13 protein-coding genes are annotated in these 12,510 nt (G+C 35.1%); 7 read left to right on the top strand and 6 right to left on the bottom strand.

Going from position 1 to position 12,510, the window contains the following annotated elements:
* Window positions 1–10: 10 nt before the first annotated feature.
* Entirely contained in the window at window positions 11–1,612 is a 1,602-nt protein-coding gene (aceB, locus tag FLA105534_RS08005) for a malate synthase A (RefSeq protein ID WP_173965495.1), read from the bottom strand.
* A gap of 197 nt (window positions 1,613–1,809) precedes the next feature.
* Between aceB and FLA105534_RS08000 the strand changes: the two genes are divergently transcribed.
* From FLA105534_RS08000 to FLA105534_RS07985, 4 genes are all read left to right on the top strand, one after another.
* Window positions 1,810–3,291, top strand: coding sequence for a helix-turn-helix domain-containing protein (locus FLA105534_RS08000; RefSeq protein ID WP_173965568.1), 1,482 nt, complete (start codon window positions 1,810–1,812; stop codon window positions 3,289–3,291).
* Between the two features lie 208 nt (window positions 3,292–3,499).
* Window positions 3,500–4,216 carry a pirin family protein gene (locus FLA105534_RS07995; protein ID WP_173965494.1) on the top strand — a complete coding sequence of 239 codons (717 nt, stop codon included), beginning with the start codon at window positions 3,500–3,502 and terminating at the stop codon, window positions 4,214–4,216.
* Window positions 4,217–4,390: 174 nt separating this feature from the next.
* Window positions 4,391–4,621 (top strand): (4Fe-4S)-binding protein, encoded by a 231-nt coding sequence (locus tag FLA105534_RS07990; RefSeq protein WP_173965493.1) that lies wholly within the window; start codon window positions 4,391–4,393, stop codon window positions 4,619–4,621.
* A gap of 258 nt (window positions 4,622–4,879) precedes the next feature.
* Window positions 4,880–5,413, top strand: a complete 534-nt coding sequence (locus tag FLA105534_RS07985) for a YceI family protein (protein ID WP_173965492.1) — start codon at window positions 4,880–4,882, stop codon at window positions 5,411–5,413.
* Between the two features lie 139 nt (window positions 5,414–5,552).
* Here FLA105534_RS07985 and FLA105534_RS07980 read toward each other — a convergent pair whose 3' ends face one another.
* Window positions 5,553–6,416 carry a helix-turn-helix domain-containing protein gene (locus FLA105534_RS07980; RefSeq protein WP_173965491.1) on the bottom strand — a complete coding sequence of 288 codons (864 nt, stop codon included), beginning with the start codon at window positions 6,414–6,416 and terminating at the stop codon, window positions 5,553–5,555.
* A gap of 185 nt (window positions 6,417–6,601) precedes the next feature.
* On the opposite strand from FLA105534_RS07980, the gene FLA105534_RS07975 reads away from it, so the two are divergent.
* Together FLA105534_RS07975 and fabD are read left to right on the top strand one after the other, a co-directional pair.
* Window positions 6,602–6,964, top strand: coding sequence for a DUF983 domain-containing protein (locus FLA105534_RS07975; RefSeq protein WP_173965490.1), 363 nt, complete (start codon window positions 6,602–6,604; stop codon window positions 6,962–6,964).
* Window positions 6,965–7,035: 71 nt separating this feature from the next.
* Window positions 7,036–7,911 (top strand): ACP S-malonyltransferase, encoded by an 876-nt coding sequence (gene fabD, locus FLA105534_RS07970; protein WP_173965489.1) that lies wholly within the window; start codon window positions 7,036–7,038, stop codon window positions 7,909–7,911.
* A 92-nt stretch (window positions 7,912–8,003) separates the two neighbouring features.
* Here the strand turns inward: fabD and FLA105534_RS07965 are convergent, their stop codons facing one another.
* The 4 genes from FLA105534_RS07965 to FLA105534_RS07950 form a co-directional block, all read right to left on the bottom strand.
* Window positions 8,004–8,321: a hypothetical protein gene (locus FLA105534_RS07965; RefSeq protein WP_173965488.1), complete on the bottom strand. Its 318-nt coding sequence runs from the start codon at window positions 8,319–8,321 to the stop codon at window positions 8,004–8,006.
* The gene (locus FLA105534_RS07960; RefSeq protein ID WP_173965487.1) at window positions 8,309–8,506 is read right to left on the bottom strand and encodes a hypothetical protein; all 198 of its coding nucleotides are present in this window, start codon (window positions 8,504–8,506) and stop codon (window positions 8,309–8,311) included. Before FLA105534_RS07960 ends, FLA105534_RS07965 begins: the two co-directional genes overlap by 13 nt.
* Before the next feature lie 118 nt (window positions 8,507–8,624).
* Entirely contained in the window at window positions 8,625–9,638 is a 1,014-nt protein-coding gene (gene galE, locus FLA105534_RS07955; protein WP_173965486.1) for a UDP-glucose 4-epimerase GalE, read from the bottom strand.
* A gap of 44 nt (window positions 9,639–9,682) precedes the next feature.
* Window positions 9,683–10,816, bottom strand: a complete 1,134-nt coding sequence (locus FLA105534_RS07950; RefSeq protein ID WP_173965485.1) for a DegT/DnrJ/EryC1/StrS family aminotransferase — start codon at window positions 10,814–10,816, stop codon at window positions 9,683–9,685.
* Window positions 10,817–10,951: 135 nt separating this feature from the next.
* On the opposite strand from FLA105534_RS07950, the gene FLA105534_RS07945 reads away from it, so the two are divergent.
* Window positions 10,952–12,181 carry a 3-deoxy-D-manno-octulosonic acid transferase gene (locus FLA105534_RS07945; protein ID WP_173965484.1) on the top strand — a complete coding sequence of 410 codons (1,230 nt, stop codon included), beginning with the start codon at window positions 10,952–10,954 and terminating at the stop codon, window positions 12,179–12,181.
* Window positions 12,182–12,510 lie beyond the last annotated feature (329 nt).

The raw sequence follows: 12,510 nt of genomic DNA, 5'->3' as shown, positions 1-12,510 counted from the left end.
ACGCAACGTTTCATAAATATTTGTAACACGGAAGGGTTAAAAAGTCAACGAAATCGGTATTTACTACTAATCTTTCCAAAACTTTTTCAGCTAATGGGAATTGGCGTTTTTCGTAATTTTCCTCTCCTAATTCATCTTTTATTTTTTTGAACTCGTCTAAAGCCAATTCGTGATAATACGCCAAATCTAATTTTCGTTCATTATCCAAAACCACTTTATTCTGGAGCCATTGCCACAATTGCGATCTCGAAATTTCGGCTGTAGCAGCATCTTCCATTAAGTTATGCAAAGCTGCAGCACCTTGTCCGTTCAGCCATGAAGCCAGATACAACACTCCAACATTGATGTTTTTACGAACACCATTTTCTGTTATAATCCCTATTGGCGGCTCTATCAAATCTGCTTCTGTTATTTTACGATATTCTCTTTTAACATGAATTTGATTTGGCGTTGGCATTCCGGCATCAAAAACATTCTTAGCCAGCGAAACCAGATCCGGATGCGCTACCCAGGTTCCATCATGACCATTTTTCACTTCACGTTCCTTGTCGGTTTTTACCTTTGCAAAAGCAACGGCATTTGCTTCCTCATTATTCTTAATCGGAATTTGAGCAGCCATTCCTCCAATTGCATGAATACCGCGTTTGTGACATCTTTGAATTACCAAATTCGAATAGGCGTTCATAAAAGGCGAAGTCATATTTACCTGATCGCGATCCGGAACAATAAACTTTGGATGCTTGCGGAATTTTTTAATGTAAGAGAAGATATAATCCCAACGTCCACAATTCAACCCTACGATATGTTCTTTCAATTCATAAATAATCTCATCCAGCTGAAAACTTGCCGTAATCGTTTCAATTAAAACCGTCACTTTTATCGTTCCTCTTTCTAACTTCAAATAATCTTCGGTGAAATCAATTACCGTATTCCACCAGCGTGCTTCCAGATAATGTTCCAATTTTGGAATATAGAAATAAGGTCCTGAGTTATTTTCTAAAAGTCTCTTATGATTATGAAAAACATACAAACCAAAGTCTACCAAAGAACCTGAAACCGCATTCCCATCAATCGAAAGATGTTTTTCCGGTAAATGCAATCCACGAGGGCGCACTATCAATGTCGCAATCTTTTCATTCAGGTGATACGATTTATGCTTAATCAAATCGGTATAAGAGATCGTTTTGTTAACCGCATCAATCAAATTCACTTGTCCGTCCATTAAATTTTGCCAGGTCGGAGAAGTACTGTCTTCAAAATCCGCCATAAAAGTTTTCGCTCCTGAGTTCAACGCATTGATAATCATTTTGCGATCAACCGGTCCCGTAATCTCAACTCTACGATCCTGTAAATCTTTTGGAATTTCTCCAGCCACCCAATTACTTTCTCTGACGGTTTTGGTTTCTGAAGGAAAAGACGGCATGACTCCCTGATCAAAAGCGGCTTGTTTTTGTTCGCGCTGCAACAACAATAATTTTCGTTGCGACTCGAATTTTCGATGTAAATCGGTTATAAAAACAATCGCTTCTTCTGTCCAGATCTTTGGATAGGAAAGCTTCTTTTCGGCCAAAAACTCCATTGCCGTTTCGGTAATCTCTAATTGGTTTTTCATAGCTACTGCTTTTAATTAGTTATCAATTGTTGATCGTCTTCTGTTAATACAAAACAGCTTTTACTATAACAATCTGACAGTTAATATTTTCTACACCACAATATTAGAAAAAAGTTTTTTACAAAACAAGCGAACGTTCGCTAAATTTGAAAAATATTTTTTTGGCGATTATTTTTAGATTACTTACATTTGATATTATGGATATCGAAAAAGACTATATAAAGCTGATTTTTGGGCTAAAACTCAAGCAGGTCCGCACCCAGAAAAACCTTTCTCTTTTTGGCCTGGCCAAATTGACCAATCTTTCAAAATCGTATTTAAACGAGATTGAGAAAGGAAAAAAATATCCCAAAACAGATAAAATTTTACTTTTATGCGAACATCTGGACGTTACTTACGACCAAATGGTTTCGCTAAAACTCGATAATAACCTCGCTCCGATTGGGGAAATCTTAAAATCCGGTATTTTAAAAGAGATTCCCCTTGAACTTTTTGGTATTCAGGAAGCAGATTTAATTGATATTATCGCCAATGCCCCCGCCAAGGTCAATGCGTTTATTAGTACCATTATCGAAATTGCACAGCATTATAATCTGAGCCGGGAGAGTTTTTTCTTAGCCGCTTTACGTTCCTATCAGGAAGCACACAGTAATTATTTTGAAGACTTAGAAGATAAAGTAATTGCTTTTTCTAAATCCTTTCAGATTAATTTAGATTCCAAGATTACGATTAAAGAACTGGAAGCGATTCTTAAAGAGGAATTTGATTATACTATAAAAGAAATTGCCTTTACCGATCAGGAAGCTTTAGAAGACCTACGTTCCATATACGTCCCAAAAAGCAAAACCCTGTTACTTTCAACCGAGATTGACGATCCGCAGAAAGCTTTCATTTTAGCCAAAGAAATTGCTTATAATTACCTGAATTTATCCGATCGCTTACTGACCTTCAGCTGGATTAAGTTTGAAAACTTCGACCAGGTGTTGCATAATTTCTACGCCTCTTACTTTGCAGGTGCTTTATTATTACCAAGACAATTGATCGTGGGTAAAATCAATGATTTTTTAAATAACGAAAAACCAAATCCGGAAGAATTTGTAACGCTGATCGAAAGCTTTGAAGTTTCGCCGGAATCTTTTTACCAAAGATTGACCAACTTGCTTCCTAAAGACTTCCATCTGAAGAACTTATTCTTTTTAAGAATGTCACATAAAATTGGTTCTGATTTTTATCAGATCAAAAAGGAGCTACACATTACCAATCAACAAGAACCGCATGCAAACGAAACCAACGAGCATTATTGCAGAAGATGGGTTTCGGTAAAAACTATAGACGAGGCCATCAAACAAAACAAACCACACTTTTTTGATGCTCAGATCTCAAGTTACGTGCATAGTGGAAATGAATATCTGGTTTTTTCGTCGGCCACAAAAGATCCTTTTATCAAAGACAACATACGCAGTATTTCAGTTGGCATTTTAATTAATCCAACCATGAAAAAGAAATTCAAATTTATAGAAGGAAAACCCCTTGTAAAACGAATAGTAGGCGTCACCTGTGAAACCTGTGATGTAAAAGACTGCCTTGAAAGAGCCGCACCGCCAATTGCGCTTGAAAAGAAGAAACGCCACGAAAACACAGATGCCGTTGTGCAACAGTTTATTTCGCAATACAGTTAGACTTCCTTAGACTTCTTAGAATGTTTAGATCATAAACACGAAGATCCAGCCAATCTCAGTCGCCGCAAAACCTCTGTACCTTTGTACCTCTGAGCCTCTGAACCTTAGCAACTCAGAACCTTAGAACCTTTTCTTAATCTACATTAAGTGCTTTTCATGCATGTTGATCGTAAATTTGTACTATAAAAATAACAAAACAATTAGCATCATGGAAAACATAATAATACACAAGGCAGAAACAAGAGGAAATGCAAATCACGGATGGCTTAATGCCTATCACAGTTTTAGCTTTGCTAGCTGGTACAATCCGGAAAGAATTCAGTTTGGAGCACTTCGCGTTTTGAACGATGACACTATTGCGGGCGGAATGGGTTTTGGAACACATCCCCACGATAATATGGAAATTATCACAATTCCGTTAGAAGGTGATTTAGCGCACAAAGACAGCATGGGAAATACTGAAATCATTAAAAATGGTGATATTCAGGTCATGAGTGCCGGAACCGGAATTCAACATAGCGAATTTAACCCAAATGCCGATCAGCAAACTAAGTTACTGCAAATCTGGCTGTTTCCTAACAAAAGAAATGTAACACCGCGCTACCAACAAATTACTTTGGATGTTGCCGACAGACACAATAAACTGTCTCAGGTTTTATCTCCAAACGCTGATGATGAAGGAGTTTGGATTCACCAGGACGCCTGGTTTCATATGGGAAATTTTGATGCCGGAATTGCGACAACTTACAAACTAAAAAAAGAAGGAAACGGAGTTTATGTTTTCATTTTAAAAGGAAATATAACGATTAACGGTCAGGAATTAGACACTCGTGACGCAATGGGAATCTCTGATTTTGAAACTTTAAATATCAAAGCAAATACAGATGCCGAATTTCTGTTGATGGAAGTTCCTATGAATTATTAATTCATAAAACACAACTTACACCTTTTTAAAAGAAGCGACAACAACACTGAACAACAGCCTGTTATCGCTTCTTTTTTTACTTAAATCTCTAATAAAGCCAAAAAGAAATAGTAATTTTACGGGAGAAAATTAGCCTGAATTTAAAAGAAAAATTAACTGCAAAAATTTTCAACCATGAATCCAAACAACCTTATCAAAGAATACACTAATGGAGAAGTTACCATTGTCTGGGAATCCGGAAAATGCATTCATTCTGCCAATTGCGTAAAAAACAATCCTGATGTTTTTCATCCAAAAGAAAAACCATGGATCCTTCCTGAACAGTCTACCACCGAAAAAATAATACAAACGGTTCAAAAATGTCCTTCGGGCGCTTTGACTTTTTACATGAACAACAAAAGCTAATTTTCTAGCCACAGATTATATAGATTAAAAAGATTTTTTCTGAATTGAAACATACTAATCAATGAAAATCCTTTAACCCGTGGCAAAAAAACAAGACTCTTCCCTCTAATCGGGAGCTCTCAAAGCAACAATAAAAGATGCGATACTCAAAAAAGTCATCGCATTTTTTGTTTCTTAATCTAGGTTAAGTCCCTTACTCTCACTACTGCCGTAACTTTGTCCTATCAAAATGAAATTAATTATTTAAAAAATAAAATTATGGCAACTACAAAATGGTCAATTGACCCAACACATTCAGAAATCGGTTTTAAAGTTAAACATATGATGTTTACAAATGTTTCAGGTAAATTCGGAACTTACAATGCAACAATCAATACAGATGGAGACAACTTCGAAAATGCTGCAATCGAATTTACAGGAGACATCACTTCTATCGATACTGCAAATGCAGATAGAGACAATCACTTAAGAAGCAGCGATTTCTTTGATGCCGAAAATCATCCAAAACTGACATTTAAAGGTTCTTCTTTCAAAAAAATCAATGATGGTGCTTATGAATTAACCGGAGACTTAAACATCAAAGGTGTTTCGAAATCAGTAACTTTTCCGGTAGAATTTAGCGGAATTATGACTGATCCATGGGGAAACACAAAAGCAGGATTAAGCATCGAAGGAAAAATTAATCGTAAAGATTGGGGCTTAAACTGGAACTCAGCCCTTGAAACAGGAGGCGTTTTGGTAGGCGAAGAAGTCCGTTTGAACATTGAACTACAGTTTGCAAAACAAGCTTAATTCTTCAAAAATAGATTTAATTTGATTGGTTATAAAATCCTGTGCTTTTCAAGTACAGGATTTTTTTGTTTACCACGAATTCACGAATTTTTATTACACAAAGCTTAAAAATAATCCGTGAATTCGTGGCAGAAAAAGCTTATCGCACAGTATTTCGAAATTCTGTAGGCGACATTCCGGTTTGTTTTTTGAAGAATCTAGAGAAATAAGAGTAATCTTCGTAACCCACTTTAAAGGCAACTTCATTAACTGCTAATTGCTTATCTATCAACATTCTTTTTATCTCCAAAATCACTCGATCCGTAATAACTTCTGTTGCGGTTTTTTGTAGAATTTCATTACAGATCCGATTTAGATGTTTTAAAGTGATACTTAGTTTCTCCGCATAAAAAGAGGGTAATTTTTCCTGTTTAAAATATTGTTCTAAAAGCATTTCGAACTTATCAATTTTTATATTATACGAATGCGCCTGATGCGAGTAAGTCTCATTGTACTTACGCGCAATTTCAATATGAATACAATCTAATAAATTCAGCATTTTATCGAGTTGATACCTGTTGTCCTGAACACTCTCCTGAATTAACAAATCAAAATAAAGCCTGATTTTAAGAATTCCTTTTTCTTCAAAAACCATTTCCGGCCGATTGTGAATCGAATGGTAAAAATTATACTCGTTAATATTTTTCTGTCCGAAATATAAATTATACAATTCCTGTGAAAAAATAATCACAAAGCCCTCAATATCTTCAGATAAGCTCCAATGGTGCATTTGTCCGGGCTGCAACACAAACAAGCTTCCTTTTTTGATTTCGAACTGATCAAAATCAACTTCATGCTGTCCCGAGCCTTTCGTAAAAAACACCATAAGATACGAATCATGCCGGTGCGGCTCCTCTACAAAACTGTGACTTTTTAAATGCTCTTTGAAGGTATTGACATAAAAATCACGATGAATATCATTGCAGCTAAAATTCTGAACACTATAAACCGGGTATTTTTTCATATCTGTAGAATTTATTTTTTATTGGTTACATATCCGATCGCCCAATCATGTTTTTCGTTTACAAATTCGTTTAAGGTAGGCGATGTCACAATAAATGTCTTTATTGTGCTATAAGTAGCGAAGATATAAAAAAGACTTTAATCCTACTCTGGATTACCTTTGTATAAATAAAAAACAACAAGATCATGTCAAGTGCATTAACTCATATTTTAAGCAACGAATGTCCTATTTGTCATAAAGGAAAAGTTTTTACAGATAAAAATATTTTTTTCACTTTTGGCCTTCCAAAGATGAACGAATTTTGCAGTCATTGTAATTACAAATTTCAAAAAGAACCTGGTTATTTCTTTGGCGCTATGTATGTAAACTACGGATTAACAGTCGCTCAGGGAATTGCAACGTATTGTATTGCACAATTTTTCTTCGAAAAAAACTTCGATTTAAGAATTATTCCAATTATCGCTATCGTCATTACCCTGCTCACTTCTTTTAATCTTCGATTTTCAAGATTAGCATGGATTTACATGTTTAAAGATTATACGAAATAAAAAAATGCTATTTTTGCCTTTCAATTGAAACTAATTTTCAATTCAAAAAATTCAATCTTTAAATTAGACAAATGAAAGCATACGTATTTCCGGGTCAGGGCGCACAATTTACAGGAATGGGCAAGGACCTATATGAAACATCGGCTTTAGCCAAAGAATTGTTCGAAAAAGCTAATGAAATTTTAGGTTTTAGAATTACAGATATCATGTTTGAAGGTACTGCCGAAGAACTAAAAGAAACTAAAGTTACACAACCGGCAGTATTTTTACATTCGGTTATTTTAGCAAAAACTTTAGGCGAAGATTTTAAACCTGAAATGGTTGCAGGACATTCTTTAGGAGAATTTTCAGCATTGGTTGCAAACGGAACTTTATCTTTTGAAGATGGTCTTAAATTAGTTTCTCAACGTGCTTTAGCTATGCAAAAAGCTTGCGAAATTACTCCATCAACAATGGCTGCGGTTTTAGGCTTGGCTGATAATATCGTTGAAGAGGTTTGTGCTTCTATTGACGGAATCGTTGTTGCAGCAAATTATAACTGCCCGGGACAATTGGTAATTTCAGGAGAAACTTCTGCAGTTGAAAAAGCTTGTGAAGCTATGAAAGCTGCCGGAGCAAAACGCGCTCTAATTTTACCTGTTGGAGGAGCATTCCACTCTCCGATGATGGAACCAGCAAGAGAAGAATTAGCTGCCGCAATTGAAGCAACTACATTCTCAACTCCTGTTTGTCCGGTTTACCAAAACGTAACCGCAAATGCTGTTTCTGATGCAAATGAAATCAAAAAGAACTTAATTATACAATTGACTGCTCCGGTAAGATGGACACAATCTGTTCAGCAAATGATCGCTGACGGCGCTACTTTATTTACTGAAGTTGGTCCAGGAAAAGTATTAGCAGGCTTGATCAACAAAATTGATAAAGAAGCGGTTACTGCGAATGCATAGTTAGTATTCAGTCTCCGTTTTTAGTGATCAGTTGAAAAACTATATCAATAAAAAATCCTCATGAACAAGATTGTTTATGAGGATTTTGTTTTTTATAACCCTTTTGCTTCTGCACTGTAATTATTTACAATTCCGGTTATCAAATAATTTTGATTTCTTTTTTCAAAGAAGATATACCAGATTGTTTTGGCATTGGGTTTGTAAAAAATATAATTTGAACCTAAATATTGGAGTATTTTTGGTGTTTTCTTGTGAGGAAAACTCGAAATATCTGAAATAATAAAAACAACTATCTTATCTACATAATTCTGAGCTGATTCAGGAAAACCAAAATACTCCTCTTTAAAAAGTGCAAAAACTAAATCATCAAAATAGTCAAGAACTTCTTTTTCAAAAATTACTTTTTCCACGGATAAGCTTGAATCCTCTTAAACATTTCAGCTTTAAATTCCTCTGGAGTCAGTCCTTTTGCAAACTCGGCATCAAAATCAAAAGTTTCCTGATCAATTCTTTTAAATTTAGATTTTTGAACTTCATATTCTACAGCAGGCTCTTCCACCTTGCTAGCTCTAACTTCTTCTTTTTTCCCCTTCATAATTCCTACAATTTATTCTTACAAATTTATAAAAATAAATTAAGCCAAAAATAAAACCCCCAAATAATTTTTAGATTATTTGGGGGTTTTCTTATATTTTATTTTCGTCTGAAAAAAATTAAGAACGAACTTTCTGTTCCCATTTCCAGGCACTTGCCATGGCTTCGTCTAAACTTAATTGTGCTTTCCAGCCCAAAACACTGTTTGCTTTATCTGTATTTGCGTAGGCTTCGGTAATATCTCCTTCGCGACGCGGCATAATTTTATAGGGTAATTTTTTATCGCTTACTTTTTCAAAACTATGAATCACTTCCAAAACCGAACTTCCTTTTCCAGTTCCTAAATTAAACGTTTCCACTTTCTGCAAGTTCTTTTTATTAAACAAACGCTGCAACGCAATTACGTGCGCTTTCGCTAAATCTACCACATGAATATAATCACGAACTGCTGTTCCGTCCTGAGTTGGATAATCATCTCCAAAAACCGATAATTCCTGACGTAATCCTACTCCTGTTTGCGTAATAAAAGGCACTAAGTTTTGAGGAACACCGATTGGCAATTCTCCAATTTCAGTTGTAGCATGAGCCCCAACCGGGTTAAAATAACGCAACAAAATAGCACTGATATTGGTAACTTTGGCCGTATCTGTAATAATCTCTTCCCCTATTTGTTTCGTATTTCCATAAGGAGAAATTGCCGCCTGTACCGGAGCATCCTCCGTAATTGGCATTTTTTCAGCCTGACCATAAACCGTACAAGATGAACTAAAAATAAAACTTGCCTCTGGTTTTTGTTGTAATTCCTGCAATAAATATACTAATGAAGCAATATTGTTTTCATAGTACAACAATGGATTCTCAACACTTTCTCCAACTGCTTTTGAAGCCGCAAAATGAATTACTCCTGTAACATCACTATGTTTTTTAAAAAACTCCCGAACAGCTGCTTTTTCCCTTAAATCTAATTTTTCAAATAAAGGTGTCTTACCTGTAATGGCTGTGATTCCTTTTAAAACATCTTCTGTAGAATTGGAAAGATTATCAATGATTACTACTTCAAATCCTTCGTTTTGCAATTCGACTACAGTATGAGAACCGATAAATCCCAATCCTCCTGTTACTAATACTTTCATTTTGTGGTTATTTTGTGTTGTTGTTTATTTGGTTTAATCTTTATTTATTTATTCAAAAATTCCAAAACAGAATCCGTTATAAATTTAATTTGCTCATCATCCAGTTCTGTATGCATTGGCAAAGCAATTACTTCTTTTACCAATTGGTTGGTTACCGGAAACTGCTCTTCTTTATAACGAGAATCTACATAAGCTTTTTGCGAATGCAATGGAATTGGATAATAAATAGCACAAGGAATTGCTTTATCCAATAAATGCTGCATCAAAGCATTACGATCTGCATCAATAATTCTCAATACATACTGATGGAAAACATGATCATTTTCGTTTGCATCAAATTCAGGTGTAATAATATGTGTATTTCCTGCAAAAGCCGCATTGTATTTTGTAGCCGCCAAACGACGCGCTGCATTGTACTCATCCAACAATGGCAATTTCGCATTCAAAACTCCTGCCTGAATACTATCCAAACGTGAATTCACACCTACAACATCATGATGATAACGCTCGTACATTCCGTGATTTACGATTCCACGGATAATGTGCGCTAATTTATCGTCATTAGTAAAAATTGCTCCTCCATCTCCATAACAACCTAAATTTTTAGATGGAAAAAAAGAAGTAGCCGCTACATGACCAATTACCCCAACTTTGCTTTTTACTCCCGATTTAGAAATATAATCTGCTCCTATTGCCTGCGCATTGTCTTCGATTACATATAAATTGTGCTCGGCAGCAATTTCCATAATGGCATCCATGTTCGCTGCACGTCCAAATAAATGTACTGGAACAATAGCTTTTGTTTTAGGTGTAATTGCTTTTTTAATTGCTTCGATATCGATGTTCATATTTACCACATCCACATCAACCAAAACAGGAGTTAATTGCAATAAAGCAATAACTTCAACTGTAGCTGCAAAAGTAAAATCGGCAGTAATCACCTCATCGCCCGGTTTTAAATCCAATCCCATCATGGCAATCTGCAAAGCATCTGTTCCATTTGCACACGGAATCACATGTTTTGCTCCCAGATAGTCTTCCAGATTTTTCTGGAACTGATGTACAAGAGGCCCATTAATATAAGTATTGGTATCCAAAACCTCCTGAATAGAGGCATCAACTGTAGTTTTTATTTTTTCGTATTGACTTTTTAGGTCAACCATTTGAATTTTTTTCATTTTCAATATATTTTAAAATTAAAGACTTGCATTTCATACAGCGTCTCTAAAAGGAGGAACAAAAATAGTTATTTAATACCTTCAAACCAATGAAAATAATCGAAAGAACCGTAATTTAGCCACAAAAACAAACAGATGCTTTTTCTCTATAATTTAGTTATTTCTATTGCTGGCTTTTTTCTGAAAATTGTAGCGCTTTTTAGTCCGAAAATTAAGCTTTTTATCGAGGGCCGCAAAAACGTTTTCAGTATTCTCGAAGAAAAAATAAAACCTTCAGACAAAACAATCTGGTTTCATTCTGCCTCCCTTGGCGAATATGAACAAGGCTTGCCAGTAATTGAAAAAATCAAAGAAAAATACCCCACTCACAAAATCATTATTACTTTTTTCTCTCCTTCCGGTTACGAAGTGCGCAAAAACAATACTATTGCAAATGTTACACTATACCTTCCTCTCGACACCAAAAGCAATGCAAAAAAATTTTTAAAACTAGCCCACCCCGAGCTGGCTTTTTTCATAAAATATGAATTCTGGCTGAACTATCTAAGCCAATTAGAAACGAGTCAGACTCCAACTTATTTGATTTCCGGAATTTTCAGAGACAATCAGATGTTCTTTAAATGGTATGGTGGTTTTTACAGAAAAGCTCTAAAAGCATTCACTTACTTTTTTGTTCAGAATAAAAGCTCAAAAGAAAAAATAGAACGTATCGGTTTTCAAAATGTTGTAGTTTCAGGCGACACCCGCTTTGATCGCGTAAATGCTATTCTAGAAAGAGACAATACACTGGATTTTATAGAACAATTCAAAAACAATACTCCGACCATAGTTATAGGAAGTTCATGGCCTAAAGACGAAGCATTACTAGCCGAATATATCAATCAGGCAGGCGAAGATATAAAATTCATCATTGCACCGCACAATATTAAAACCGATCAGATTGCAAGCCTAAAAGCGCAAATCACAAAATCGACTGTTTTATTCTCAGAAAAAAAAGACAAAGACCTATCCAGCTACAATGTCTTTATTATAGATACCATAGGATTACTGACTAAAATTTACAGTTATGGAACAATCGCCTATGTAGGAGGTGGTTTTGGAAACCCGGGAATCCACAACATTCTGGAACCCGCGACATTTGGAATTCCAATTGTGATTGGACCCAATTACTCCAATTTTGCCGAAGCTATTCAACTGGTCAAACTTGGAGGATGCCTGGTAATCTCTAATCCTCTTGAACTAAAACAGAATCTTGATCGCCTGCTTCATGATAAAGAATATTTAGAAGAAAAAAGTCAGATTTGCAAATCGTATATTCAGGACAACACAGGCGCTACCGACAGCATTATGAATATCGTTGCTTAACCGTTTTTTCAAATCATATGAAGTCTAACAACATTATTACACACAAAAGAGCTTAGATAAGCTCTTTTTGTTTTTCCCGATACAACTCCATAATGCGCAAAAAACAAAACAAACCGCAACTAAGAGAACAAAAACCCCCAATTCTCTTATGGAATCTTCAACAAAAAATAAACTAGGCAAAACATACAACAATTTAACATATTTTTATTATTTTGGCACATTATTTGATAAATAAGATAATCGTGAGCAATGAAAATATTTTAAAAAAAAATTAAAAAAATATTTTACATATTAAAAAATTTATATCTTTGCCACGAATTAATAATTAA

It is taken from the genome of Flavobacterium collinsii (assembly GCF_902804485.1).
Lineage (GTDB): Bacteria > Bacteroidota > Bacteroidia > Flavobacteriales > Flavobacteriaceae > Flavobacterium > Flavobacterium collinsii.
Note: the sequence above shows the minus strand (reverse complement) of the source record. Positions and strands in the feature narration are given on the sequence as shown.

Excerpts from the sequence above, each read along its gene's own strand:
- aceB (WP_173965495.1), bottom strand. The coding sequence starts at position 1,612 with ATGAAAAACCAATTAGAGATTACCGAAACGGCAATGGAGTTTTTGGCC.
- FLA105534_RS08000 (WP_173965568.1), top strand. The coding sequence starts at position 1,810 with ATGGATATCGAAAAAGACTATATAAAGCTGATTTTTGGGCTAAAACTC.
- FLA105534_RS07995 (WP_173965494.1), top strand. The coding sequence starts at position 3,500 with ATGGAAAACATAATAATACACAAGGCAGAAACAAGAGGAAATGCAAAT.
- FLA105534_RS07990 (WP_173965493.1), top strand. The coding sequence starts at position 4,391 with ATGAATCCAAACAACCTTATCAAAGAATACACTAATGGAGAAGTTACC.
- FLA105534_RS07985 (WP_173965492.1), top strand. The coding sequence starts at position 4,880 with ATGGCAACTACAAAATGGTCAATTGACCCAACACATTCAGAAATCGGT.
- FLA105534_RS07980 (WP_173965491.1), bottom strand. The coding sequence starts at position 6,416 with ATGAAAAAATACCCGGTTTATAGTGTTCAGAATTTTAGCTGCAATGAT.
- FLA105534_RS07975 (WP_173965490.1), top strand. The coding sequence starts at position 6,602 with ATGTCAAGTGCATTAACTCATATTTTAAGCAACGAATGTCCTATTTGT.
- fabD (WP_173965489.1), top strand. The coding sequence starts at position 7,036 with ATGAAAGCATACGTATTTCCGGGTCAGGGCGCACAATTTACAGGAATG.
- FLA105534_RS07960 (WP_173965487.1), bottom strand. The coding sequence starts at position 8,506 with ATGAAGGGGAAAAAAGAAGAAGTTAGAGCTAGCAAGGTGGAAGAGCCT.
- galE (WP_173965486.1), bottom strand. The coding sequence starts at position 9,638 with ATGAAAGTATTAGTAACAGGAGGATTGGGATTTATCGGTTCTCATACT.
- FLA105534_RS07950 (WP_173965485.1), bottom strand. The coding sequence starts at position 10,816 with ATGAAAAAAATTCAAATGGTTGACCTAAAAAGTCAATACGAAAAAATA.
- FLA105534_RS07945 (WP_173965484.1), top strand. The coding sequence starts at position 10,952 with ATGCTTTTTCTCTATAATTTAGTTATTTCTATTGCTGGCTTTTTTCTG.